The organism is Bordetella genomosp. 4, assembly GCF_002261185.1.
In the GTDB taxonomy this organism is placed as follows: domain Bacteria; phylum Pseudomonadota; class Gammaproteobacteria; order Burkholderiales; family Burkholderiaceae_B; genus Bordetella_A.
In genome coordinates this window covers 193,704-218,198 of sequence record NZ_NEVQ01000022.1, presented here as the reverse complement: position 1 = coordinate 218,198, position 24,495 = coordinate 193,704, and the positions used below count along the sequence as shown (strand labels likewise).

The window sequence follows — 24,495 nt, the reverse complement described above, 5'->3', positions numbered from 1 at the left end:
CTACCGGATCAAGGAGCTTTCTTGACGTTCCAGAACGCCATGATCGGTGCGTGCACCAGCCCGCTGAGTTTGACGGAGTACGCGGTGGGAACAGACATCTGACCCAGCGGCACATACAGGCCCTCGTCGATACCGATGCGTTGCGCTTCGTCGGCGATTTTCTTTTGTTCGGCGGGATCCGAGGTCAACGCGAACTTGGTGCGCAAGGCTTCGATTTCCGGGAAATTCGGCCAGCCGAACCAGGCACTGTCGCCATTGGCCGATGCAGGGGCCGAGCGCACCGGGTCCATGATGTCGGTGGCGTACCAGTTGGTGTTGTGGATGTTCCAGCCGCCAGCATCCGGTGCGGCCTTCGACGCGCGTCGAGTGGCGACGCTTTGCCAGTCCATGGCGGCCAGGTTCACGTTAAAGCCGGCTTTGCGCAGCGCCTCCGCCATGACGACGGGTTGCGGGCTGAGGGTGCCGACGTCGGTCGCGTGCATGACCAAGATAGGCGTGTTGTCGTACCCGGCTTCTTTGAGTAGCGCCTTGGCTTTATCGATGTTGGACGGTACGACGACATCTTTGCCGATATCGCTTTCAAACGGCGTGCCGCAGCCCCAGAGCGAGGCGCAGGTCTGGTAATACTTCGGATTGCCTACCAGTGCCTTCATGACGTCTTCCTGGCCGATCGCATACATGGCGGCCTGGCGGATTTTCTTATTGTCGAAGGGCGGGTACTTGAAATTGAAGCGATACATCGTGAAATAGCCTACCGGGCTGAGCGACTCGACCTTGAATTCGTCGTTGCCATCCAGCATGGGCAAGAGGTCATACGGGAACTGTTCGACGTAGTCGAGCTCGCCGCCCAACAGCGCATTCGCTGTGGTCAGCGCATCGGGCATGACGTCCCAGACCACTTTGTCTACGTTGACGACTTTGCCGCCCGCCAATCCGCTGGCGGGTTCTTTGCGCGGCACATAGTCCGTGTTCTTGACATAGACCGTTTTGACGCCGGGTTTGAATTCGGCGACCTTGAACGGGCCGGAGCCTGTCATGTCGGTGATGGGCTTGCCGATAGGCGTCTCAGCGATGCGCTTGGGCATCATGAACGCTGCAGTGCCGGTGGGTTTGGAGAGCGCACGCAAGGCCAGGTCCGTGGGCTCGGTCATGACGATGCGAAAGCTGTTGTCATCGACCACGTCAATGCTGGAGACAAATTTCAGCAGCGTGCGGCCCATGCCATCGCCGGCGGCCCAGCGCTTGATCGAGGCGACGCAGTCTTCAGCCTTGACGGGCTGGCCGTCATGCCATTTCAGGCCGGCCCGCAGTGTCATGGTGTAGGTCTTGCCATCACTCGACACGTCCCACTTGTCCAGCATTTGCGGCTGGATTTTGTTGTTGGCGTCGGTGGCCAGCAAGGTGTCATAGATCATGTAGCCATGCCACGTCGTGATGTACGCGGTGGTGGCATGAGGGTCGGTCAATCGCAGCGGGGAATGCATGACCGCGCGAATGGCGGTTTCTGCATGGGCGCTTCCCACTGCCAGGATCGCAGCACCGGCCAGGGCGGCCGCACGAACAAACTTCAACATGAAAATCCCCTTTCTTTCCGTTGTTGGGCGAGCGAGAGCCGCCGCATGACCGCATGTGCCGCAAAGGCAGCATATACGGTCAGAGTGTTGCCGTGCGGGCCTCAAAGGCGGGACCGCAAGGCGCCATTCTGATGCCGTGGCGTAGCCGTGTCCATGGCTGCTGTGCTGCATCCATCAGCATCGATCCGGGCGCAGCGCACACCAGGATAGTCTGCGCAATCTGGGTGAAGTCGGCCCGGAAATGGGCCGAGCTTTTCAATACGAGGATGGCCTGGCGCGTGGGTTCAATGCCGGCAAAGCGGAACATTTCCTGATCCGCCATCTGAACTTTGTTGGACGCGACCACAATGCGTACGTCATTCAGGCGCAAGCAGGCACTGGGGCCCAGGTCCATGTGAAAGCCCCGGTAAAACGCGCCGTGCGTGTCGAAACGGCCATCGGAAATTTTTTCGACGATGTAGTCGGCTTCGAGTGGTTCGTCGTCGGGGATGCCCGAATGCCCGCCCAGCGCGAGGCGCACGGTTTTGCCTTCGCCTGCGTGATGCGCAGCGAGCGCCGCCGCAGGATCCACGATCAAACCGATGGCTGCATTGGTAGCGTTGTGGCGTATCAGTGCACGCAAAATGCCGGTAGTGTCTGAGCTGCCGCCTGCGCCGGGATTGTCCTGGACGTCGGCAATGACGATGGGGCGAAGGCTGGTGTGAGCCAGGGTGATGGCCATTTGCACTGCTTCGTCGGCGTTCAGTATCTTGCCGCCAAAGTCGGCTTCGGCATTGAGGACGGCGCGTTCCATGGCATCTGCTGCCGCGTCGGCGTCGGCCTGTGTGTCGCCATAGGCCCAGACAGTGGGAGCGCATTCGGGAAAGTCAGCCGCTGGAAAGCCTGTGGCAAAGGACAAGCTGATCGAGGAATCGCGAGACTCGAGGTCCTCGAGCCGCTGATACAGGCTGTTCGAGGGCTCGATGTCGGTCGATTGCCAGCACAGCGAAATCAAATAAGGGATGCTGCGCAGGGCGACGTAGGGGCGCGGCATGCCGTGCAATCGGCGATCGAGCAGTTGTGCTGCACGTTGACCGGTTTCGGCCATGTCGATGTGCGGATAGGTGCGATAGCAGATCAGGCTGTCGGCGTGCGCGATCATGGCGCGCGTGACGTTGGCGTGCAGGTCCAGGCTCGCGACGATGGGAACGTTCGGGCCGACTAATGCGCGTACGCGGCGCAGGAGTTCGCCTTCGCCATCGTCGAGATGTTCGGCCACCATCGCGCCGTGCAGATCCAGATAGACGCCGTCCAGGGGGAGTGCTTGTTCCAGGCCGCTGAGAATCATGCCGCTGATACGCTCGTAGGCGTCGCGGGTGACGTGTCCGGATGGGCTGGCTGCGGCCCAGGTGGTGGGTAGGAGGGTATAGGCACGCATGGCGTCGATGAAGCCAGCGATGGGGATGTTGGCGCCTGCAACGGCGTCAAACATGGCTGGACCGGATACTAGTTTGGGCCACCCGCCGCCTTTGTCGGCGAATTCTTCCCAGGTGGCGCGTGAGGGTGCAAAAGTGTTTGTTTCGTGCTGGAACCCGCCTATCCCGATACGCATCGGTACGATCCTTCTGTAGTGGGCGTGCGTTGGTGGTAGTTGACTATAAGGATTCTGCGGAAGATGCAAGGGATGGGCAATCAGGCTTTGCCCGGATGTTTGGATGAGGCATGCCTGTGAGGCGGGGAAGGCGTTTTGTTGAGATGTTTGTTTTTGTAATTAGCGTTTGTTTTTGACGTGGGAGTTTGTTTTTAGCGATGGCGTTTCCGCCCCGACTGCAGCAATGAACGGCGAACGGTTCGGCTTATCTGATCTGAGTTTGTCGCCGCGCGGCGGGAGTCGCGGGCAGGCCTGTCGGAGGCTGCCGAGTCCGCAGAGGATTGGCGGGGGAAGTCCGGGGGCCATGTTTGAGCGAAGCGAGTTTGGCCCCCGGCCCGCCAATCCTTTGCGGACGAAGGCCGAACCCCCGTTCAGGGGGTGAGTCAGCCGACCAGGCCTGTCCGCGACTCCCGCCGGGCGGCGACAAACGCGTTAAGAACCCGATCTTTCCCTGCACTAAAGCCACCGAAAGATATCGTACTCAGGCTCATTCCATCAGAGCCCGATTCGATAATCAGGCAATGCTTTTCAGTGCATTGCCGATGTGCTGGAAGAGCTCCGCGATCTGGGCTTCTTCGATGATCAGGGGAGGCGAGAGAGCAATGGTGTCGCCGGTGTAGCGGACCATGAGGCCGCTGTCGAAGCATTTTTGGAATGCCTCGGCAGCGCGGGCGCCGGGCGCGCCTTCACGGGGCGCGAGTTCGATGCCGGTGACCAAGCCAATGTTACGCACGTCAATGACGTGAGGGGCGCCTTTCAGACTGTGGGCGGCGGCTTCGAAGGTGGCGGAAAGCTCGCGGGCGCGGGTGAAGAGTTTGTCGCGCTGGTAGATGTCCAGCGTGGCCAGGATGGCTGCCGCGGCCAAGGGATGGGCCGAGTAGGTGTAGCCATGGAAAAACTCGATGCCGCCTTGTACGCCGTTGACAATGGCGTCGTGGATATCGCGTTTGACGGCGACAGCGCCCGCGGGGACCGCTGCGTTGCTGATGCCTTTGGCCATAGTGATCAGGTCGGGAGTAACGCCGAAGTATTCGCTCGCGGTGGCGGCGCCCAGGCGGCCAAAGCCGGTGATGACTTCGTCAAAGATCAGCAGGATGCCGTATTTGGCAGTGATGGCGCGCAGGCGTTCCAGGTAGCCTTTAGGGGGGACCAGGACACCGGTAGAGCCGGCCATGGGTTCAACGATGACGGCGGCAATCGTGGAGGGGTCATGCAGGGCGACGATGCGTTCGAGATCGTCGGCCAGATGTTCGCCCCAGGCGGGTTGGCCCTTCGAGAAGGCGTTTTTCTCCAGGTTGTGGGTGTGCGGCAGGTGATCGACGGCGGGCAACAGGGCGCCGGAGAAGGTCTTGCGGTTGGGCGAGATGCCGCCGACGGAGATGCCGCCGAATCCCACGCCGTGGTAGCCGCGCTCACGGCCGATCAGGCGCGTGCGCTGGCCTTCGCCGCGGGCGCGGTGGTAGGCCAGGGCGATTTTCAGTGCGGTATCGACTGACTCGGAGCCGGAGTTGGTAAAGAAGATGCGGTCCAGGCCCTGCGGCATGAGCGCGGCAACGGCCGATGCGGCTTCGAAGGCCAAGGGGTGCCCCAGCTGGAAACCGGGCGCGTAGTCCATCTCTGCGGCTTGGCTGGCGATGGCTTGCACGATTTCTTCGCGGCAGTGGCCGGCATTGACGCACCACAGGCCAGAGGTGCCATCCAGGATCTGGCGGCCGTCAACCGAGGTGTAGTACATGCCCTTGGCGCTGGCCAGCAGGCGCGGTTTGCTCTTGAACTGCCGATTGGCGGTAAAGGGCATCCACAGATGGGACAGGTCGGGCAAATCGGTGGGGGCATTCATGATGCAAGCTCCAGATGAAACTGCGCGATGGGCCGCTGGTACGCAGCAGGATGGCAACCATTCTGATCGTGCCGGGACAGGATGAAAATATACAATGGGTGCAAAGCTTGCGAACTGTACTGGTTTTAATTCTACAACTGTATTGATATGTTCGATTTCCAGCCTGTCCGTACCCGCCATCAGGCGCCGACGCTGGTGGACCAGGTCGTCGACGCCTACGTGAGCGCCATCCGGGACCAGACGCTGCGTTCGGGCATGCCTGTGCCGTCTATTCGCGATTTTGCCCGGACCTATCAGCTCAGCACGTTTACGGTGGCGGGCGCCTATAGCCGGCTGGTGGCGCAAGGGTGGCTGGTCGCGCGGCCCGGCGCCGGCTATCGTGTTGCGCCTCGGCCCAAGTCGGACGCGCAGGCATTGCCAACGCCATGGCAGCCGCCACGGCTGAATGCGGGCTGGCTGCTATCGGACATTTATGCGGACCATTCCATTCCCATCAAGTCGGGCGGGGGATGGTTGCCAGGCGAATGGCTGAACGAGGAAGGCCTGCATCAAGCATTGCGGCATCTGGGGCGTGTGCCGGCTTTGCGTATTGCAGGTTATGGACATCCGTACGGCTATGCGCCATTGCGTGAAACGGTAGCGGCCAGCCTCGCGACGCAGGGGCTGGATGTGACGATGGATCAGGTGGTGCTGACGCAGGGCGTAGCGCATGGTCTGGATGTGGTGATTCGTACCTTGCTGCGACCGGGCGATACGGTGCTGGTAGAGCAGCCGTGTTATGCGAACCTGCTACCGCTGTTGCGCCTGGCGGGGCTGCGGATCGTCAGTGTGCCGCGCACCTCGGAAGGACTCGATTGCGAGGCGTTGACTCGGGTGGCCGAGGCGCATCATCCGCGGGCATTGTTCGTCAACACGGTGCTGCAAAATCCGTCCGGCGCCGTGATGACCATGGCGAATGCATTCAGGGTGTTGCAGGCTGCGCAACAACATAATCTCTGGATCATCGAGGACGATATCTCACGCGAGTTGATGCCGGGTACCGCGCCGCTATTGGCTGCGCTGGACGGCGCGCAACGCGTGGTGTATCTCGGCGGTTATTCCAAAGTGATCAGCCCGTCGGTCCGCGTGGGCTACATCGCCGCGCACCGGGATTTGATCCGTGATATCGCCCGCACGAAGATGGCGGTGGGGCTGACCTCGCCAGAGATCATGGAGCGTGTCGTGCATCAGGTGATCCGCGAGGGCCGTTACCGCGCGCACATCGTTCGTACGCGCGAGCGTCTGGCTCAGGCTCATGCGCAGGTGACGCATCAGATGGATGAGTTGGGTATGCAGGTGTGGTCGCGGCCGCAGGCCGGGCTGTTCTTATGGGCTCGCTTGGCCGAGTCCGGTATGCATGCGGGTGCCAATGCGTTGGCCGAGTTGGCGTTGCAAGACGGTATCTGGCTGGCGCCGGGTTCTTATTTCGACCCCGATGAAGCGGACATTCCCTGGATACGCTTTAATGTCGCGTATTCGCAGGGCGCGCAGTTATGGCGATTCTTGCAGCGTATGCAGGCGGGCGAGCGCTGATCGAGACAGCGGCCTGCGATCGAATCCCAGGCCGCTGCATAGGCGCAAGACGGCATGCGCCTTCGGATTCAGTGACTGTCTCAATGATCGCCAAGTGTTCGTGCACCATCGTTTCGATAACGATCAGGCCCGGCGTTCGTACACGACAAAGTCGTACGCGTAGCCGTTCTCGGCAGGCTGCGGTTCACGCGATATTTCGTGCCATTGTTCAGCGGGCAATACAGGGAAAAACGCATCGCCCTCAACAACGGCATGCACTTCGGTGGCAATCAGTCGCTGCGCGAGGGACAGGGCTTGTTCATAAATCTGGGCGCCGCCGATAACGTAGGCATCGGCTACATCGCCACAGGCTTGAACTGCGGCGTGCAGCGTGGGCACCACGACAGCACCCGGCGCGGCATATTCCGTATTACGGCTCACGACCACGTTCGTGCGTCCCGGCAACGGGCGTCCCAATGATTCCCATGTCTTGCGGCCCATGATGATCGGGCTGCCCAGCGTGGTCCGTTTGAAGTGCGCCAGATCGCCCGGCAGTTTCCAGGGCAACGCATTGTCGCGGCCAATCACACGGTTTTCAGAATAGGCGACGACGAGAGTCAGGCGAGGCAAGGCGGACATGGCAGTATTGATGAGTTATGCGGATAGCTCACCGGCGGTCTCGTGCATGAGCAAGCCCGCCTGATGAGCGATGTCTTGAGCACAGCGGGTCAGGCGAGGCAGCGCCTCCAGCAGGTCTGGGCCATCCCGGCGCTTTAGTGTTGCCACCGTCAGCGCGGCTTGAGTCTGCGAGTGAGGTGTGCCAACGGGAACACCCAGGTCCAGGCCGCCGACGAATTTTTCGCCATCTGCGTACTCGTATCCGCGATCGCGAATAACCTCCAATTGTGCCAGGAACTGACGGCGTCCGGCAGAAGGCATGCTGACAAAGTCGGCCCGTTGATTCAACAGGGTATCGCGTTCGGCTGCCGGTAAATGGGCCAGCAGCACGCGCCCCGATGTGGTCAAGACCGGGGAGTGCAATGAGCCGGCCTCAACCGACAGGCGAAAGGGTTGCGGGCTTTGTTCCTGGGCCAGCACCATGACCTGGCCCCGGTGCAGCACGCAGAGGTGACACGACTCGCCTATGGTGTCGGCTAACTCGCGCATCAGGGGCTGCGCCGTTTGCAGGAGCTTGTCATGCGGCGAATGTGCGCGGCTGAGTTCGAACAGTTTCAGTGTCAGGCTGTAGCCGCCGTTGACAGGGTCGCGCCGCAGGTAACCGCGCGATTCCAGACAGGTCAGCATGCGAAAAATCTCGCCCGGCTGCCGTCCCAGCGCGCGCGCAATTTGCGATTGAGTCAGGGGCACTGCCCGGTCGGACAGGTGCTCAAGCACGTCCAGCGCTTTTTCTACCGCTGGGACGGAGTACTTGTTTTTCTTGTTGTCGTCCGGTGTGGGGGAGGCTGTTTTGGGCATAAAGGCGGGGCGGGACGGTGGATTGCGCGAATCTTAACGCGTTCTCCGTTCGACCAAGTGCAAGTGATCGCACACCAGGACCACCTCGTCATGCTGGTTGATCATGGTGACGGTCTCGGTCACGATGCCATGCTCGGTTCGTTTGGGATGATCGCGCTTGTCTGTAATCTCGACACGAGCATAAATGGTATCGCCAATAAAGACCGGCTTCACAAAACGCAGGCGGTCATATCCATACGACATTGCCCGCGGGTTGACCTGGCCCGCGGTCAGGCCGATGCCTACGCTGAAAATCAACGTGCCATGGGCGATGCGTTGTTTGAACGGCTGTGTCGCGCACCATGCTGCGTCCATGTGATGGGGGAAAAAATCCCCTGTCTGCCCAGCGTGCAGCACGATATCGGTTTCGGTAATGGTGCGGCCCTGGGTGCGGCGCTCGCTGCCGATGACGTAATCTTCGAAGTAAATGTCCTGGCTCATGTCGATCTCCGGGAGGTCATTGCGCCGATGGCAGGCCAAAGGCGGTGACGATGTCTTGGGTATGCGCGCCCAGCCGTGGGGCGCCACGGGCGTGACGCAAGGGCTTGCCATCGATACGGATCGGGCAGCGCGTTGTGCGCATGCGGGCCCCGCTGTCGCTTGTGATTTCCTGCACCATGTCCAGAACCGTGAAGCCAGGGTGCGCAACCAGCTCCGGCCATGTCAGGACGTCGGCGCACCAGATGCCGGCAGGTTCCAGCCGCGCTAGCCAATACGCCGTGCTTTGCGTGCGCAAGTGTTCGGCCAGGAGGTGCTTGAAATCATCCCGGCGGCTGAACCAGGTGTCGGGTGCCGCTGCTGCGGCCACGCGCAGCGGCTCGCATTCCAGCAACGCTCCAAGGCGATCCAGGGCGCCCATGGCCAGCGCCAGATGTCCGTCCGCGGTTGCATAGATGCCGTATGGGGCAGCGGCATGCACATTGGCGTGGCTGACCGCGCTGCGACGAGGTTGCAGGCCGGACGGATCATTCAGGAACGCAGTGAACGGTTCGAATTGAAGGTCCAGCGCGGACTCCAACAGGCTGGCCTCGACCTGCGCGCCGCGTCCGTGAACGGCGCGGCGCAGCAGCGCCGCCAGGATGCCTTGCGCCAGATGGGCGCCAGTGAGGATGTCCACGACCGAGACGCCGGCAGGCGTTGGCGGATCTGCGTCATTGCCCGCCAGCCAGGCGAGGCCGGACAGCGACTGCACCAACAGGTCCTGGCCGGGCTTGTCTTGCCAAGGTCCTTCGGCGCCATATCCCGTGATGCTGGCATACACCAGGCGCGGGTTGATGGCCGAGGCCGAAGGGTAATCCAACCCGATGCGCTCCATGACGCCGGGGCGGAAATTATGAATCATCACATCGGCCTGGCGTACCAGGGCGACCACGCGTGCGAGATCGCCGGGGTCTTTCAGGTCTGCGGCAAAACTGCGCTTGTTGCGGTTGATGGTGTGGAACAGGGCGCTGTCGCCATCGTGCATCTGGTCAGCCACGACCAGGCCACGGCACGCGTCGCCGCCCTGGGGGCGTTCGACCTTGATGACATCGGCTCCCAAATCGGCCAGTCGCATCGCGCACGAGGGGCCAGCCAGATACTGACTGAAATCCAGAACCACGAGCCCCGCCAAGGGAAGATCGTGTGCCTCCATGTTGCCTCTATTTATCGTTGACGGTTTTGTTTGTTGAAAAATATTAGGTTTATATATGAACCTAGTCAATCCAATATGGGTCGATAAATTTGCTTGACTGGCAAAATTTTGCCAGCTTAGAATTTTGTATATAAACAAGAAATTAATATTTAAATAAACATGCCCGAGTGGCAACAAGGAGACAAGCCATGAAAATCCGCCATTTGGCGCTGGCCGCGGTGCTGTGCCTGGGAGCTTTCGGTTCCGCCGCCGCGCAAACGGTGCGTTTTGCGACTTCGCAGGTCAACCCGAATGAGCCCGTCGTGAAAACGATGAAGGCCTTTGCGCAACGCGTAGAGGAGCGGTCCGGCGGCAAGCTGAAGCTGCCCCTGTTCACGGGCGATCAGCTGGGCGCTCAAAAGAAAGTGAACGAGATGCTCAAGAGCGGCGCACGCATTGTGAACGTGACCGACTACGGACAACTCAGCCAGTTCGTGCCGGACTTGGGGATTCTGGCCGGGCCATACATGTACAGCAATCTGGACGAAGCCAATCGCCTGTTCGCGTCTGACGTCTTTGCTGAACTGTCGGGCAAACTCGAGGCGCAGGGCATCAAGCTGATCATGGCGGACGGCCTGTTTGGCTATCGTCACGTGATTGCCAACAAAGCCGTACGCAAACCTGCGGACATGCAGGGCATGACCATCCGTGTGCCGCCATCGCCGATCATGCTGGAGACGTTCACTGCGTTGGATGCCCGGCCCACCGACCTGCCCTGGAGCGAGGTCTACAACGCCTTGCAGACCGGGGTCGTGGATGCGGCAGAGGCCAATTTCGGTTCTCTGGCGGGTTCCAAGCTGTACGAGGTACGCAAGGTCGTTTCCATGACCAGCCACCAGATCATGTTCGCGGCGTTTGCCACCAGCACGCAGTTTTTCAACAGCCTCTCGCCTGATCTGCAGACCATCTTGCTGGAAGAAGGCAAGCGTGCTGGCCAGGAACTGACAAAAGCAACGCTGGAGTCGGACGCCGCCTATGCAGAAGAACTCAAACGTCACGGTGTCGAGATCGTCACGGATGTCGACGTCAAGGCTTTCTCCGAGAAAGCGCGCAGCGCTTATGGAAATATCAAGGGTTTGACGCCCGGCATGGTGGATCGCGTACGCGCGGCCATGGGTAACTGAGGGGCGTTGCCGTGAGTGAAGCCGTTACCGCAGCGAACGAAGGCCCGCTGCTGAGCTTGCGCCGTCTGGATGAGCTGATTGCCGTATGTTGTTTGCTGGCTATCGTGTTCGCTATTGCATGGGGCGTCGTGACACGGTATGTGTTGCCTCAACCCGCATCGTGGACCTTTGAGGTCGCCGTGATGGCGTTTGCGTGGATGGTGTTTTTCGGCGCTGCAGCCGGTGTGCGGCGCCGCATGCATGCGGATATTGATGTGTTGACTGCGTGTTTTTCGCTGCCGGTGCGGCGCGTGATTGCCATCTGCAATTGGGTGCTGTTGGCTGCGTTCTTTGCCGCCATGACGGCATTGTTCGCGTTGCAGGCCGTATTGGCGCACGGCATTTTGACGGTCGCTCTCAGCATGCCGCGCTCCGTGGTGTATGCGCCGTTGGCGATCGCGTCGGCGATGATGTTGCTGCAGCATGTATTACTGCGCCCGTGGCGTCATGGATGGATGGCCCAAGAACAACATGCCGAGGTGCCGCTATGACGTGGATGCATTTATGGCTGCCGTCGATCTTGATGCTGGTGCTGCTGTTCCTGCAGACACCCATCACCTGGAGCATGGCCATTGCGGCATTGAGTTTTTTTCTGCTCAATATGGACACCATGCCCGTGGCCAATTTCGCCCAGGAAATGGCGGCGGGAACAGAGTCAGTGTCACTGCTGGCGTTGCCCTTGTTTGTGCTGGCCGGATGCATCATGAACGCCTCGGGAATCACGCGGCGCCTGATGAATGTGGCCGAAGTGCTGGTGGGGCATATGACCGGCGCGCTGGCGCAAATGTGTACGGTGCTCGGGACATTGCTGGGCGGCCTGACTGCGTCGGCGAATGCGGATGCTGCCATGCTGGCCAAAACCATAGGCAATCAAATGGCGCAGCGGGGATATAGCCGTGCCTTTGCCGCGGTGATTACCTCGTCCGCCGCCATCATCACGGCGTTGATCCCGCCCTCTATCGGTTTGATCATCTACGGATTCTTGTCCGAGACCTCGATCGGCAGATTGTTTGCTGCGGGTGTCGTACCAGGGCTGCTGTTGGCGGTCGGCCTGATGCTGACAACGCACGTCGTGGCGCGGCGGCGAGGCTACACCGCACAACGTGCGACCAGAGCCAGCGCGGGCGAGATATCCAAAGCTGTCATCGATGGGTTGTGGGCCTTGTCGATCCCCGTGGTGATTTTTGCGGGGACGCGGTATGGCTTATTCACCACCACCGAGTCGGGCGCCATCGTCGTGCTGTATGTACTGTTGGTGGCGGTGCTGGGCTATCGGGAAATCCGGATGCGGGACTTGCCGGGTGTGTTGGCCGAGTCCGCACGCGATGCCAGCGCCGTGATGATGATGATTTGCGCCGCATCGGCTTTCGGCTTTTATCTCACGTGGGAGCAAGTGCCGCAATCGATGTCCTCGTGGCTGGCGGGGGCGACATCCGATCCCCTCACCATGCTGCTGTTGATCAACGTGACCCTGATTCTGCTGGGCACGGCCATCGAAGGCTCTGCCGCGCTGATCATCCTGACGCCGATGCTGCTGCCTATCATCGATCACTCGCAGATCGACAAGGTGCATTTCGGCATTGTCATGATCACCAACCTGACCATCGCGGGCATCACGCCCCCTGTCGGCGGGCTGATGTATATCTCGTCGCAGGTCTTGCGTGTCCGGATGGGCGAGTACGCGCGCGAGGTCCTGCCTTATCTGGCCATGATGATGCTGCTGCTCGTGCTGCTGTCGGCCTTTCCCGGTATTACGTTGTGGCTGCCGGATTTGATCTATGGCGGTGTTGCCGTTCAGTAACCCTTGATTGTTGATAATGATGCTCACCCTACATGGCATGACCTGGGATCATCCGCGTGGCTATGACCCGCTAGTGGCTTGCGCCCAGCAATGGAAAGCGCGGACACAGGTCGATATCGTCTGGCATCGCCGGTCCTTGCAAGACTTCGAGTCCTTCCCTGTTCAAGAATTGGCTCGCCAGTTCGATCTCATCGTGATCGATCATCCTCATGTCGGACAGATCACACAGGAGCATTGCCTGGCACCGTTGGACGAGCCTCAGCGTCAGGCTGATCTGAACGCTATTGCGCGTGACGCCGTGGGCGCATCGCTGCAAAGCTATCAATGGGATGGACGCATCTGGGCGCTGCCTATTGATGCGGCCACGCAAGTCCAGGCCTGGATCCCGGGGCGTTTGGCACAACCCCTGCGGGACTGGGATGATGTGATGACGCTCGCTAAACAAGGCGCAGTCGCCTGCCCCTTGCGGCCCCCTCATTCGCTGATGGTGTTGTACACCTTGTCCGCTCATCTGGGCGGACTGACCAGTGTCACGGGGCCCGAGTTGTTCAGCGGCGATGCGCCGCATGAGGCTTATGAGCGATTACGCGAGTTGGCAGCGCTGGTGCCCGCCGACAATTTCGGCATGGATCCCATTGCTGTATTCGAAGAGGCGGCTACACCGCAGTCTCGCGTGGCGTGCGTACCTTTGATTTATGGCTACGTGAATTACGCTATCGAGGGATTCCGAGAGCAACGCATTGCGTTTGCGGATATACCTGTCATAGCCGGGCGAGCACCGCGTGGTTCGGCCTTGGGCGGGACTGGCATTGCGGTGTCGGCCTTGCGCGAGCATGCCGTGCAGGCGGCCGATTTCGCCTATTGGGTGGCCGGTGAAACCACGCAGCGGACCCTGTACACCGCGGCTGGAGGGCAGGCCGGACATGGCAAAGCGTGGGAAGACACTGCGGTCAATGCGGCGACAGGAGATTTCTATCGCGCCACGCGCGCGACGCTGGACGGCGCGTGGGTGCGGCCGCGGCACAACGGCTATATGGCATTTCAACATGCTGCTTCCGTGCGTTTGAACCAGGCTTTGGCAGCCGGTGAGACGTCTGCCGGTTTACTGCATGATCTCAATCGTTTGTTTCGCGATAGTCTGACGGTGTCCGCATGATGCAGGCGACAGTGACGGGCCAGCCGCCCTTGAACGGCTTGTTGGTGCTCGACTTGAGCCAGTTTCTGTCTGGGCCGTCCGCTGCCTTGCGGCTCGGTGATTTGGGCGCGCGCGTCATTAAGGTCGAACGTCCCGAGGGGGGCGATATCTGCCGGCATTTGTATTTGAGCGATACCGATCTGGGCGGCGACTCGACCTTGTTTCACGCCATCAATCGCAACAAGGAAAGTTTCGCCGCTGATCTGAAAGATCCCGGCGATCTGGCGTATGTGCGTGAACTGATTCGCCACGCGGACGTGTTGATTCAGAATTTCCGGCCTGGCGTCATCGAGCGGCTGGGGCTGGGGTATGACGAGGTGCGCCAGATCAATCCGCGTCTGGTTTATGCGGGAATCTCGGGTTATGGAGAGGACGGCCCCTGGGTGGGGTTGCCGGGGCAGGACTTGCTGGCGCAAGCCGTGTCTGGCGCCATGTGGTTGACGGGAAATCGTGATGACGGTCCTGTGCCGTTTGGTTTGTCCGTGGCCGACATGCTGGCAGGGCATGCATTGGTCGAGGGTATTCTGGCCAGCCTGGTGCGGCGCTCGATCACGGGCGAGGGCGCATGGGTGCAGACCAGCTTGCTCGAGGCACTGATCGATTTTCAGTTCGAGGTCCTGACGACACACTTGAACGACGGCGGCCGCCTGCCGCGGCGATCGGCTTCATACAACGGCCATGCCTATCTGGCGGCGCCGTACGGGGTCTACCCCACACGGGATGGCTACCTGGCGGTGGCCATGATGCCATTGGCGCAATTGCGCGACAGTTTGCCGTTGCCCGGGCTCCAACCATACTGTGACGATGCGTCGGCTGGCTTTGAGCACCGCGACGCCATCAAGCAGTTGATTGCGGAGTGCCTGGCTCAACAAGAGACCTCGCATTGGCTGAGGGTGCTGCAGGACGCAGGCATCTGGTGTGCCGAGGTCTACGATTGGCCCAAACTGCTGCAAAGCGAAGCAATGCGCCGTCTGGAAATGCTGCAAGTCGTATCGCGCGACGCTACGCACATTACCACGACGTGTAGTCCCGTGCGCATCGATGGCCGCCGGTTGAGCACGGCACGGGCCGCGCCTCATATTGGTCAACACACGGCGGCGATTTGCGGCGAGTTCGGCCTCAGACCGCCATCGGCGCCGTCAGGGCAGGATGGTGTTCGTAGCCTTCCAGGACAAAATCCGTAGGCTCGACTTGTTCCAACCATTCTGGTTCGTATTTGCCGGTCACTGCGTAATCGGGAATGCGGTCTGACAGCACGAGCCGTGGTGCGTCATAGGGTTCGCGCGTCAATTGCTCGCGCAGCATCGGCAGATGGTTTTCGTAGATATGCGCGTCGCCGATGAAATACGAGAACCAGCGCGGCTTGTAGCCCGTCAGGCGGCCGACCAGGTGCAGCAGCGCCGCGCCTTCGGTCAGGTTGAATGGCGTGCCCAGGCCGACATCGTTCGAACGGATATACAGGCACAGCGAGATTTCCCGCGTGCTGGCATTGGGCAGGAATTGGTACAGCAGATGGCACGGCGGCAGCGCCATTTCCTCGATCTGCGCCCAGTTCCAGCCATGGAACAGGATGCGGCGATCTTGCGGGTTGCTCTGGATCGTGTCCAGGCATTGACGCAGTTGATCCACGGCTTTGTACAACAGCACATGAGGCACGCCGTCTTCGTCGGGTTCGGCGACCTGGCGGTAGCCGCGGCTCAGCGCGTCCTGAATCTGTAAGGTGTTTGCGCGAGGCAGCAGCTTGTACGCAGGCCAACGGCGCCATTGGACGCCATAGACGGGGCCCAGGTCATCGGGGCCTTCGCGATAGGGGTTGGCCAGCCAATTGGCGTTTTCATTGGCGTTCTGGTCCCAGACTTTGCAGCCCAATGCCCGAAAATCGGCTGCGCTGCGTGCGCCGCGCATGAAACCTACCAGTTCGCCGATGGCGGATTTGAACGCCAGCTTTTTGGTGGTCACGGCGGGAAAGCCCTGTTGCAGGTCAAAACGCAGCGCCGCACCAGGCAGCGACAGCGTCCGTATGCCCGTGCGGTTTTCCTGCCACGAACCGTGATCGAGAATGGATTGAATGAGCGAAAGGTATTGTTTCATGGCGATCTGCCCGCCGATGCGGGCGTGATGGCGAGGCGGCATTCAAAAACGCGCAGCCGTCTCAAATTGCTAGAGCCCCTCGCGGGGCGAGCCGGGGTAATCCTGGCTTTGTGGGCCCGCTTTACGCAGCCTGGGTTTCTTGCGTGTCGACGATATCTACCGAGAAGGTCAGCTCTGCCGTTTTTTCCAGCATGGCGGATGCCGAGCAGTATTTTTCATGCGACAACTGTACGGCGCGCTCGACTGCGGCACGCGGCAGATTCTTGCCCGTGACGGTGAAGGCGAAATGAATCCGGGTGAAGACCTTGGGATCCGTTTCCGCACGGTCGGCCGAGAGTTTGACACTGCAGCCGGTGACCGCATGGCGGCCGCGCTTGAGGATCAACACGACATCGTATGCCGTACACCCGCCGGTGCCGGCCAGCAGCAGCTCCATCGGGCGCGGCGCCAGATTGTTGCCGCCGCCCTCGACGGCGCCGTCCATGGTGGCGATGTGACCGCTGCCAGTCTGGGCCACGAACAGCATGCCGTCCGGGCCACCCCAGTTGATCGTGCAATCCATGAGAAAAATTCCTTGTGCGTGATTCGCGAACAAAGGTTGATGATAACCGGTGGGATTGCCGGCGTGCTGGCGCATTGCATCACGACACAGAGACCTCCCGAGCATATGGTCAACGCTGGCTGGATAATGAGAGATCGTTGTCGCTAGGGTTCGGTCCATGGCCGGCGCGCGCGGCATGTCTTTATGCATTTCCGTACAATTCCTAGAGGAGAACCCCGGCCATAGCCGGGGATGTCTACTTAGGAGTCCTATTTATGTCTGTGTCACCCTCGATGTCCGATTTCGCCCCTTTTTCACGCCGGCGAGGTCCGCTTGACGCTTTGTTTGGCGAGGTTGACCGGGCATTGCGAGTGTTGACGGGGGCGGCGACGGCGTCTCGTCCCAACCCTGCCGAGGCGCCCGAGCCCCAGCCACCGCTGACGGAGCAAGAAAAGCGTCATGCCGCGGGCCTGATGCGCGTCAATCATGTCGGCGAGGTATGTGCACAGGCGCTCTATCGGGGCCAGGCAGCGGCCTGCCGAGAGGAACCGATTAAAAAATTGCTCCTCGATGCCGCCGTCGAAGAAGTCGACCACCTCGTCTGGTGCGCCCACCGGCTCGAGGAACTGGGCAGCCGTCCCAGCCTGCTCAATCCGATCTGGTACGCGGGCTCCTTTACATTGGGCGTGCTGGCCAGTTGTGCCGGCGCGCCGCGTAATCTAGGTTTCATGGCAGAGACCGAGCGCCAGGTCGAAGAGCATCTCGACAGCCATCTGTCTGCCTTGCCGGCGACCGACCAGCGTTCGCGCCAGATCGTGAGCAAGATGAAAGACGACGAGGCCAAGCATCGTACGAGCGCCGAACATGCTGGTGGGGTGCCGCTACCTATGCCCGTACGGGGAATGATGCGCGCCATGTCGCGCGTGATGACCACGACCGCATATCGGATTTGAGGCGCGATGGCGGCGTGACGGTCGTTGGCAAACCCGTGGTGCGTCGCACAACAAAATCGTCATATCGATATGAATTACCTCAACGCACCCGACATAAGTGGTTGAAAACTATAGGGTAAGCCCGCAAGGGTTTACCCTTTTACTAAAATTGGGTTTGATGCATGTGCTTGCTGCGGTGCGGCTTTCCGGTGAGGTGATGTAGTTTTGCAACACGCGACAGAGATCAAAATCCCAAATCAAAAAATATCTTGCATCGCACAAAACGATGCGCTAATATTCATTCATGGATGTTGAAAACGCAGCGGCGCGGTGAATCACCCCGATGCGTAGCGGTAGAACCTGATGCAGTGTTCACCCCAACATGCCCCGGTTGTCTCCTCCACCCTCCTCCTTTGGTGGATTTAGCCCGAGATCGCAAGATCTCGGGCTTTTTTTTAACCAAAATTGTTACGTCCCTAATTTTGAAGGGCAGCCTCGGTTTCGATCGGCGCGAACGCGCGGATGCGCGCCGGCGGCAGAACCGGCGCGAGGCGGCAGTCTCTGTTGAACCTGTTCAGAGACCACGCTATTTCTTTATCTCGATTAGCGTAGGGATAGCATTACAATCCATTTGAAACGCTGTGTGTAATGCGGGCCCGCCTCAAGACAACCGTTACGTTTTGTGGGGCTGCCTTGCACTTGTTTATGCGCTGCATACAAGAGCGTTACACGCACTGTAGATAATGTTGTGTTTCCGGGCATTCCGCCCAATCTGGTTTTTTTACCGCCGAGCCGGCTCAAGGCAAAACGCCTTCTTGTGAGGGCAGCAAGCCGAAGGCGCAGCGTGGGGGTTAGATTTTGTGACTTGGTTGTATATCTGCGTGGCGGCGTTCATGGTTGGGGGGCTCATCGTTGCCTCCGAACGCTGGCATGGTGCATTTACCGGTGATAGCGACCTGAGCAAGCCGCAGGCCTCGCACACGCGTGCGACGCCTCGAGTGGGCGGCTTGGCCGTGTTGGCAGGCTCTTTGGCGGGGCTGCTGGTGCTGGGACCCAGCAACATGACGCTGACCTGGCTGTGGCCCGCGCTGTTTGTGGCGGCGCTGCCCGTGTTTGTAGCGGGTCTGCTCGAAGACATTACAAAAGATATCGGCGCCAGCAAACGTCTGCTGGCGGCTTTTCTGTCTGCGGCGATTGCCTGGTGGCTATTGGGCGGTGTCAGCCGTGTCGGTATCGCGCCGGTAGACTGGGTACTGTCGTTCTGGCCTGTCTCGCTGGTGTTTACGATGTTTGCTGTCGGCGGCTGTACGCACGCGCTGAATATCGTGGATGGTATGAACGGCCTGGCCGGTATGGTGGCGACGCTGATGGCCGTGTCCATCGCGCTGGTCGCGCTGCAGGTCGGCGATATGCCTATCTTTATGATTGCGGCGTCGTTGGCGTCTGCTACGTTGGGTTTTCTGGTGTGGAACTTCCCATTCGGCCGGGTATTCCTGGGTGATGGCGGGGCGTATTTCCTGGGTTTTATGTTGGCGGAACTGGCGGTGCTGCTGGTGGTGCGCAATCCGTCCGTGTCGCCTTTTTATGCCTTGGCTGTGCTGTTTTATCCGGTATTCGAAACAGGCTTTTCGATCTGGCGCCGCCGTTTCAAGCGCGGTGTGCCGGTGGATCAGCCGGATGCGCTGCACCTGCACCAGTTGGTGTTTCGCCGCTTGGTCCGGGTGACATTCAGCCGCGGGCGCCGCCATGCAGTGCCGGCCTTGTGCAATGCCCTGGCCTCACCATATATGTGGGTGTTGGCCTTGATAGGCCTGGTCCCGGCGACCATCTGGTGGGACAACGCCTGGATCCTGAGCTTGAGCCTGGCCGTCTTTGCGGCTGCTTATATCTGGCTCTACGTTCGGCTGGTGTCGTGGCGTCGTCCGGCGTGGCTATTGTTGCCACGGACTCACTGAGTGGATGTCCTGGCGATAGGCCCACAATGGGTCAAAGGCCGCTGTTACAATTTTCCCCGTTCCTATTTAAAATGCCGTGATCGTAGCGCGGCAAAGGGAGAGCTATCTTGCGTATCGATGAGGTAAAACTTGCCGTGGTCGGCCTCGGTTATGTCGGGCTGCCGCTGGCCGTGGAGTTCGGCAAGAAGCGTCCGGTCATTGGGTTTGACATCAACGTCAAACGTATTCAGGCCCTGCAGGCTGGTCATGACCACACGCTGGAGGTCGATGACGCCGAGTTGGCCGAGGCCAAGCATCTGACGTACACCGCCGACCGCGCCGAGTTGGCCAAGGCCAATGTGTATATCGTGACGGTGCCGACACCCATTGACGAATACAAGCAGCCCGATCTGACACCGCTGGTCAAGGCCAGCGAAACCATCGGTGCGGTGCTCAAGCGCGGCGATATCGTCATTTACGAATCCACCGTCTATCCCGGCGCTACCGAAGAAGACTGCGTGCCAGTGCTGGAACGCGTGTCGGGCCTGAAATTCAACGAGGATTTCTACGCCGGCTACAGCCCCGAGCGTATCAACCCGGGCGACAAGGCACACCGCGTCAGCACGATCAAGAAAGTCACCGCGGGCTCCACACCCGAGGTCGCCGATCTGGTCGATGCGCTGTACAACGAAATCATCACGGCGGGCACGCACAAGGCGCCCAGCATTCGTGTAGCCGAGGCCGCCAAGGTCATCGAAAACACCCAGCGCGACGTGAACATCGCCTTGATCAACGAGCTGGCCCTGATTTTCAACAAGATGGGCATCGACACCGAGGCCGTGCTGCAGGCCGCCGGCACCAAATGGAATTTCCTGCCGTTCCGTCCGGGTCTGGTGGGCGGGCATTGCATCGGCGTGGATCCGTACTATCTGACGCACAAGGCGCAATCCATCGGCTATCACCCCGAAATCATTCTGGCGGGCCGCCGCCTGAACGATTCCATGGGCGGCTACGTGGTGTCGCAATTGGTCAAGGCCATGACCAAAGAACGCATTCACGTGCAAGGCGCGCGCGTGCTGGTGATGGGCCTGACCTTCAAGGAAAACTGCCCCGATCTGCGCAATACCCGCGTGGTCGACATCGTGCACGAGCTGGGTGAATACAACGTCGATGTCGACGTTTACGATCCTTGGGTCGATCCGGAGGAAGCCGTGCACGAATACGGCATCACGCCCGTCGCCAAACCGGAACCGGGCAAATACGACGCCATCATCCTGGCGGTGTCGCATGAGCAATTCGTCAAAATGGGCGCTGCCGAGATTCGTAAGCTGGGCAAGGCCAAGCATGTGTTGTACGACTTGAAGTACGTGCTGGCCACCAACGAATCCGACCTGCGTCTGTAAAGAGGGTGGTATGAGCGAACGTTACGAAAACATTCAGCGCGAGTTGCGCGCCACGCCGCGTAAGTGGCTGGTCACGGGTTGCGCCGGGTTCATTGGGTCCAACCTGCTGGAAGCGCTGCTCAAGCTCGACCAGACGGTCGTGGGGTTGGATAACTTCGCGACGGGCCATCAGCGCAATCTGGACGAGGTGCGTGATTCGGTAGAACCGGCTCAATGGGCGCGCTTTACCTTCATCGAGGGCGATATCCGCAATCTCGAGGATTGCCAGAAGGCCACGCAAGGCGTGGACTATGTATTGCACCAGGCGGCGCTGGGTTCCGTGCCCCGCTCCTTGAACGATCCGATCACGACGAATGCGGTCAACATCAGCGGTTCGCTGAACATGTTGGTTGCGGCACGCGATGCCAAGGTCAAGACCTTTGTGTACGCTGCGTCCAGTTCGACCTATGGGGATCATCCTGCCTTGCCCAAGGTCGAAGACCAGATCGGCAAGCCGCTGTCGCCTTACGCGGTCACCAAATACGTCAACGAACTGTATGCGGACGTGTTTGCGCGTTCGTACGGCTTCCGCAGCGTCGGCCTGCGTTATTTCAACGTGTTCGGCAAACGCCAGGATCCCGATGGCGCCTATGCGGCGGTGATCCCGAAATGGACAGCCGCCATGATCGGCGGCGAGGACGTCAACATCAACGGTGATGGCGAAACCAGCCGGGATTTCTGCTTTGTCGACAACGCGGTGCAAGCCAATTTGCTGGCTGCGCTGGCGCCCGAAGAAGGCATCAACCAGGTTTACAACGTGGCTTATAGCGGCCGCACGACGTTGACCCAGCTTTATGGCTTCCTGGCCAAAACCTTGGCCGAGCAGGGCGTGCAATACGACAAAAAACCGGTATACGTGGATTTCCGCGCAGGCGATGTACGGCATTCGCAGGCCGATATCAGCAAGGCAAGCAAACTGCTGGGTTATCAGCCCGCGTTCGATATTCTGCGTGGGCTGGAAACCGCAATGCCCTGGTACGTCAAATTCCTGGGCTGATCATTCAAAAGGCCGCGGGCGCGCTCTGCCGAGCCGCCTGCGTGCCATGCGGTCGCTTTTACCGCGACGAATCATAGGCGAGTGGGAGAATTCTTGAAAGCGCTCATTCGCAGAGTCAACGCGATCCATCCGGATCATCAACGCATCTTCAAGGCTGCGTTCCGGGTGGCAGTCTTTCTGATCCTGGGCAAGGCCGCCGGCGCCGTCAAGGAAATGGCGGTCGCGTACCGCTACGGCATCAGCGATGCGGTAGACGCCTATCAGTTCACGATGACCATGACCAACTGGTTGCCGGTCACGATCGTGGGCGTCTTGGGAGTGGTATTGATTCCCGTGCTCGTGCGCTTGCGGCGCACGGGGGGCAAGGAACGCGACCTGTTTGTCAGCGAGCTCCAGGGCTGGATGCTGATGCTGGGGCTGGTATTGGCTGTAGCGACTGCGCTGGCCTGGCCCTGGGTATTGCAATGGCTGGGCAGCGGCCTGTCCGTGCAGGTCGCCAGCATGAGTACGGATTTGCTGCTGGCGTTTGCGCCGGTGACGGTGTTCTTGTTGATGGCTGGCATCAGCGGTGCGCGTTTGCGTTCGCATGAGCGGCACGTCAATACCTTGCTGGACAGCGTGCCGGCCATCGCCACACTGGCGTGGGTCATGTTGGCTGCCGCTTCGCCGCACGATGTGGGCCCATTGCTATGGGGCACGCTGGTTGGATATGCGATCCAGGCGGTGTGGCTGGCTTGGCTGGCGGCCCGTGCCGACAACGGGTTTTGGGGCGCTCCGCGATTGACGATGCAATCATCGCACTGGCCCGAGCTGGTCAGCGCCGCGGGCATCATGCTGGTGGGTCAGGTGGCGATGAGTTTTGTCGGCCCGCTGGATCAGTACACGGCCGCCAATCTGGGCGACAACGCCAATGCGACGTTGGGATATGCGGCTCGCTTGTTGTCGTTGTTGATCGGCATTGGCGCCGTGTCCGTCGGCCGAGCTGCGTTGCCGGTGCTGGCGGACATCCAAAGCCGTGGCGATGCGTCGCGGGCGCGGACGATGGCCTTGAAATGGTCGGTGTTGATGCTGGGAGCTGGCGCCGTTGCGGTGGCGGTGGCCTGGGTGTTGGCGCCTTGGGGCGTGTCGGTGTTGTACCAGCGCGGTGCGTTTACCGCCGACAACACACAGGCTGTGGCTGAGGTATTTCGCTGGGGACTGCTGCAACTGCCGTTTTATTTCGGGGTGCTGATTCTGGTGCAACTGTTGGCGAGCCAGAATCGATATCGCGTCATGGCGCTGATTGCCGTGGCCAATTTTCTGCTCAAGGCCGTGTTGAACATGGTGCTTGCGCCGCGTATGGGGGCATCGGGCATCATGTTGGCGACGGCGTTGATGTACGCCTTGTCGTTCGCATGTTATCTCGTGGTGGCGTTGCAGCGTCATGAGCCGCCCGCTGCTAAGGAGGCCGTTTGATGGATTCGCCTGCGACGCATGAGCCGCGTGTCCTGATCTTTATTCATTCGCTGCATGGCGGTGGCGCAGAGCGTGTCGCTGCCGATTTGAGCGCGCATTGGGCGCAGGCGGGCTGGCAGGTCATGCTGGTTACACAGGCCGATGCTAGCGACGATGCCTATACCTTGCATCCGCACGTGCAGCGCAAGATTCTGCACACGGCAGGCGAGGGTGGCGGTCTACGCGGAATATGGGCGAATGTGCGGCGCGTGCATGCCTTGCGCCGGGTGCTGCGAAAGTTCCAGCCCGATATCGTGCTGGGCATGATGACGACGGCCTCGGTGTTGGCGGTGATGGCCGCGCGCGGTATGCCGTGTCAGGTCATCGCGACAGAACACACGCATCCGCCGTCGCAGACTTTGTCGGGGTTGTGGCAACGCTTGCGCCGGTGGACGTACCCGCAGGCTGCACGCGTGGTGGCGCTCACGCGCGGTACGGCGGATTGGTTGGAACAGCATGTGCCGGGGAGCAAGCTCGCGGTGATTCCGAATCCGGTGCATTGGCCGTTGTCGCGCGCCGAGCCGGTCGTCGCGCCGCCTGCTGCCGATGGCCGGCGCCGTCTGTTGGCGGTGGGACGATTGCATCCCGACAAGGGGTTCGACCTGTTGGTACAGGCCTATGCGCAGATTGCGGATCGGCACCCGCAGTGGGATCTGATCATCCTGGGCGAGGGCGGCGAGCGCCAACGTTTGCAGGCCCAGATCGATGCGGCGGGTTTGCAGGGGCGTGTCAGTATGCCGGGACGGGTAGGCAATGTAGGCGACTGGTATGCGAGTGCCGACATCTATGTGCTGAGCTCTCGTTTCGAGGGTTTGTCCAATACCTTGCTGGAGTCTTTGGCCAGCGGATTGGCTGCGGTTTGCTTTGATTGCGACACGGGGCCGCGCGAGGTTGTCCGTGACGGTACGGACGGTGTGCTGGTTCGGCCCAATGGCGATGTCGCGGCCATGGCGGCGGCGCTGTCGGCATTGATGGACGATGACCAGACCCGCCAAGCCTTGGCGCAGCGTGCGATCGAGGCGCGTGAACGATTTTCGGCTCAGCGGGTGCTGGGCTTGTGGCAACAACTTTTCGACGATGTGCGAGGGCAGGGCTGACCGCCCCGCCCGCCAGTCGTCTGGAC

21 protein-coding genes are annotated in these 24,495 nt (G+C 60.5%); 12 read left to right on the top strand and 9 right to left on the bottom strand.

The annotated features are described in order from the left end of the window. Nucleotides 1-8: 8 nt before the first annotated feature. The 3 genes from CAL20_RS22275 to CAL20_RS22265 all read right to left on the bottom strand — a co-directional run bounded on the left by CAL20_RS22275 (nt 9) and on the right by CAL20_RS22265 (nt 5,044). A complete protein-coding gene (locus CAL20_RS22275; RefSeq protein ID WP_094839035.1) occupies nt 9-1,574 on the bottom strand; it encodes an ABC transporter substrate-binding protein in 1,566 nt (521 codons plus the stop codon). A 79-nt stretch (nt 1,575-1,653) separates the two neighbouring features. Further along, nucleotides 1,654-3,165: a M81 family metallopeptidase gene (locus CAL20_RS22270; protein ID WP_094839034.1), complete on the bottom strand. Its 1,512-nt coding sequence runs from the start codon at nt 3,163-3,165 to the stop codon at nt 1,654-1,656. Nucleotides 3,166-3,718: 553 nt separating this feature from the next. Next, a complete protein-coding gene (locus CAL20_RS22265; protein ID WP_176456591.1) occupies nt 3,719-5,044 on the bottom strand; it encodes an aspartate aminotransferase family protein in 1,326 nt (441 codons plus the stop codon). 147 nt (nt 5,045-5,191) lie between these two features. On the opposite strand from CAL20_RS22265, the gene CAL20_RS22260 reads away from it, so the two are divergent. After that, nucleotides 5,192-6,616: an aminotransferase-like domain-containing protein gene (locus CAL20_RS22260; RefSeq protein ID WP_094823279.1), complete on the top strand. Its 1,425-nt coding sequence runs from the start codon at nt 5,192-5,194 to the stop codon at nt 6,614-6,616. A gap of 123 nt (nt 6,617-6,739) precedes the next feature. Here CAL20_RS22260 and CAL20_RS22255 read toward each other — a convergent pair whose 3' ends face one another. From CAL20_RS22255 to CAL20_RS22240, 4 genes are read right to left on the bottom strand one after another with little or no spacing between them, the layout of a single operon-like run. Continuing rightward, nucleotides 6,740-7,234, bottom strand: a complete 495-nt coding sequence (locus tag CAL20_RS22255) for a dihydrofolate reductase (RefSeq protein WP_094823278.1) — start codon at nt 7,232-7,234, stop codon at nt 6,740-6,742. A gap of 15 nt (nt 7,235-7,249) precedes the next feature. Next, on the bottom strand, nt 7,250-8,071 hold the full coding sequence (locus CAL20_RS22250; protein ID WP_094823277.1) for an IclR family transcriptional regulator: 822 nt from the start codon (nt 8,069-8,071) through the stop codon (nt 7,250-7,252). A gap of 33 nt (nt 8,072-8,104) precedes the next feature. Continuing rightward, nucleotides 8,105-8,551, bottom strand: a complete 447-nt coding sequence (locus CAL20_RS22245; RefSeq protein ID WP_094823276.1) for a MaoC family dehydratase — start codon at nt 8,549-8,551, stop codon at nt 8,105-8,107. A 16-nt stretch (nt 8,552-8,567) separates the two neighbouring features. Next, the gene (locus CAL20_RS22240; protein ID WP_094823275.1) at nt 8,568-9,743 is read right to left on the bottom strand and encodes a CaiB/BaiF CoA transferase family protein; all 1,176 of its coding nucleotides are present in this window, start codon (nt 9,741-9,743) and stop codon (nt 8,568-8,570) included. A gap of 188 nt (nt 9,744-9,931) precedes the next feature. Between CAL20_RS22240 and CAL20_RS22235 the strand changes: the two genes are divergently transcribed. Genes CAL20_RS22235 through CAL20_RS22215 form a run of 5 tightly spaced genes read left to right on the top strand, consistent with a single transcriptional unit; the run spans nt 9,932 to nt 15,125 of the window. Continuing rightward, entirely contained in the window at nt 9,932-10,906 is a 975-nt protein-coding gene (locus tag CAL20_RS22235) for a C4-dicarboxylate TRAP transporter substrate-binding protein (RefSeq protein ID WP_094839033.1), read from the top strand. An 11-nt stretch (nt 10,907-10,917) separates the two neighbouring features. Beyond that, nucleotides 10,918-11,436 carry a TRAP transporter small permease gene (locus CAL20_RS22230; RefSeq protein WP_094823273.1) on the top strand — a complete coding sequence of 173 codons (519 nt, stop codon included), beginning with the start codon at nt 10,918-10,920 and terminating at the stop codon, nt 11,434-11,436. Then, the gene (locus tag CAL20_RS22225; RefSeq protein ID WP_094839032.1) at nt 11,433-12,746 is read left to right on the top strand and encodes a TRAP transporter large permease; all 1,314 of its coding nucleotides are present in this window, start codon (nt 11,433-11,435) and stop codon (nt 12,744-12,746) included. Before CAL20_RS22230 ends, CAL20_RS22225 begins: the two co-directional genes overlap by 4 nt. A gap of 16 nt (nt 12,747-12,762) precedes the next feature. Further along, a complete protein-coding gene (locus CAL20_RS22220; protein ID WP_094823271.1) occupies nt 12,763-13,902 on the top strand; it encodes an extracellular solute-binding protein in 1,140 nt (379 codons plus the stop codon). Next, nucleotides 13,899-15,125 (top strand): CaiB/BaiF CoA transferase family protein, encoded by a 1,227-nt coding sequence (locus CAL20_RS22215; RefSeq protein WP_094839031.1) that lies wholly within the window; start codon nt 13,899-13,901, stop codon nt 15,123-15,125. Before CAL20_RS22220 ends, CAL20_RS22215 begins: the two co-directional genes overlap by 4 nt. On the opposite strand, the gene CAL20_RS22210 is transcribed toward CAL20_RS22215, so the two are convergent. Beyond that, entirely contained in the window at nt 15,061-16,032 is a 972-nt protein-coding gene (locus tag CAL20_RS22210; RefSeq protein ID WP_094839282.1) for a thymidylate synthase, read from the bottom strand. The genes CAL20_RS22215 and CAL20_RS22210 overlap by 65 nt on opposite strands. Nucleotides 16,033-16,153: 121 nt before the next feature. Next, entirely contained in the window at nt 16,154-16,594 is a 441-nt protein-coding gene (locus CAL20_RS22205) for an OsmC family protein (RefSeq protein ID WP_094823718.1), read from the bottom strand. Between the two features lie 254 nt (nt 16,595-16,848). Between CAL20_RS22205 and coq7 the strand changes: the two genes are divergently transcribed. The 6 genes from coq7 (at nt 16,849) to CAL20_RS22175 (ending at nt 24,469) form a co-directional block, all read left to right on the top strand. Beyond that, nucleotides 16,849-17,526, top strand: coding sequence for a 2-polyprenyl-3-methyl-6-methoxy-1,4-benzoquinone monooxygenase (coq7, locus tag CAL20_RS22200; RefSeq protein WP_094823269.1), 678 nt, complete (start codon nt 16,849-16,851; stop codon nt 17,524-17,526). A gap of 839 nt (nt 17,527-18,365) precedes the next feature. Beyond that, nucleotides 18,366-19,460 carry an MraY family glycosyltransferase gene (locus tag CAL20_RS22195; protein WP_094823268.1) on the top strand — a complete coding sequence of 365 codons (1,095 nt, stop codon included), beginning with the start codon at nt 18,366-18,368 and terminating at the stop codon, nt 19,458-19,460. Between the two features lie 107 nt (nt 19,461-19,567). Next, nucleotides 19,568-20,842, top strand: a complete 1,275-nt coding sequence (gene tviB, locus CAL20_RS22190) for a Vi polysaccharide biosynthesis UDP-N-acetylglucosamine C-6 dehydrogenase TviB (RefSeq protein ID WP_094823267.1) — start codon at nt 19,568-19,570, stop codon at nt 20,840-20,842. Between the two features lie 10 nt (nt 20,843-20,852). After that, nucleotides 20,853-21,878, top strand: coding sequence for an SDR family oxidoreductase (locus CAL20_RS22185; RefSeq protein WP_094823266.1), 1,026 nt, complete (start codon nt 20,853-20,855; stop codon nt 21,876-21,878). A 93-nt stretch (nt 21,879-21,971) separates the two neighbouring features. Further along, nucleotides 21,972-23,333, top strand: a complete 1,362-nt coding sequence (murJ, locus tag CAL20_RS22180; protein ID WP_094823717.1) for a murein biosynthesis integral membrane protein MurJ — start codon at nt 21,972-21,974, stop codon at nt 23,331-23,333. Continuing rightward, nucleotides 23,333-24,469, top strand: a complete 1,137-nt coding sequence (locus tag CAL20_RS22175) for a glycosyltransferase family 4 protein (protein WP_094823265.1) — start codon at nt 23,333-23,335, stop codon at nt 24,467-24,469. The genes murJ and CAL20_RS22175 overlap by 1 nt, the downstream gene beginning before the upstream one ends. Nucleotides 24,470-24,495: the final 26 nt, after the last annotated feature.

What these genes read in the sequence shown, in the direction of transcription:
- CAL20_RS22245 (WP_094823276.1), bottom strand. Translation starts at nt 8,551, where the DNA reads ATGAGCCAGGACATTTACTTCGAAGATTACGTCATCGGCAGCGAGCGC.
- CAL20_RS22185 (WP_094823266.1), top strand. Translation starts at nt 20,853, where the DNA reads ATGAGCGAACGTTACGAAAACATTCAGCGCGAGTTGCGCGCCACGCCG.
- CAL20_RS22215 (WP_094839031.1), top strand. Translation starts at nt 13,899, where the DNA reads ATGATGCAGGCGACAGTGACGGGCCAGCCGCCCTTGAACGGCTTGTTG.
- CAL20_RS22270 (WP_094839034.1), bottom strand. Translation starts at nt 3,165, where the DNA reads ATGCGTATCGGGATAGGCGGGTTCCAGCACGAAACAAACACTTTTGCA.
- coq7 (WP_094823269.1), top strand. Translation starts at nt 16,849, where the DNA reads ATGTCTGTGTCACCCTCGATGTCCGATTTCGCCCCTTTTTCACGCCGG.
- CAL20_RS22220 (WP_094823271.1), top strand. Translation starts at nt 12,763, where the DNA reads ATGATGCTCACCCTACATGGCATGACCTGGGATCATCCGCGTGGCTAT.
- CAL20_RS22260 (WP_094823279.1), top strand. Translation starts at nt 5,192, where the DNA reads ATGTTCGATTTCCAGCCTGTCCGTACCCGCCATCAGGCGCCGACGCTG.
- CAL20_RS22225 (WP_094839032.1), top strand. Translation starts at nt 11,433, where the DNA reads ATGACGTGGATGCATTTATGGCTGCCGTCGATCTTGATGCTGGTGCTG.
- CAL20_RS22235 (WP_094839033.1), top strand. Translation starts at nt 9,932, where the DNA reads ATGAAAATCCGCCATTTGGCGCTGGCCGCGGTGCTGTGCCTGGGAGCT.
- CAL20_RS22275 (WP_094839035.1), bottom strand. Translation starts at nt 1,574, where the DNA reads ATGTTGAAGTTTGTTCGTGCGGCCGCCCTGGCCGGTGCTGCGATCCTG.
- CAL20_RS22210 (WP_094839282.1), bottom strand. Translation starts at nt 16,032, where the DNA reads ATGAAACAATACCTTTCGCTCATTCAATCCATTCTCGATCACGGTTCG.
- CAL20_RS22240 (WP_094823275.1), bottom strand. Translation starts at nt 9,743, where the DNA reads ATGGAGGCACACGATCTTCCCTTGGCGGGGCTCGTGGTTCTGGATTTC.
- CAL20_RS22175 (WP_094823265.1), top strand. Translation starts at nt 23,333, where the DNA reads ATGGATTCGCCTGCGACGCATGAGCCGCGTGTCCTGATCTTTATTCAT.
- CAL20_RS22255 (WP_094823278.1), bottom strand. Translation starts at nt 7,234, where the DNA reads ATGTCCGCCTTGCCTCGCCTGACTCTCGTCGTCGCCTATTCTGAAAAC.
- CAL20_RS22205 (WP_094823718.1), bottom strand. Translation starts at nt 16,594, where the DNA reads ATGGATTGCACGATCAACTGGGGTGGCCCGGACGGCATGCTGTTCGTG.
- CAL20_RS22250 (WP_094823277.1), bottom strand. Translation starts at nt 8,071, where the DNA reads ATGCCCAAAACAGCCTCCCCCACACCGGACGACAACAAGAAAAACAAG.
- CAL20_RS22265 (WP_176456591.1), bottom strand. Translation starts at nt 5,044, where the DNA reads ATGAATGCCCCCACCGATTTGCCCGACCTGTCCCATCTGTGGATGCCC.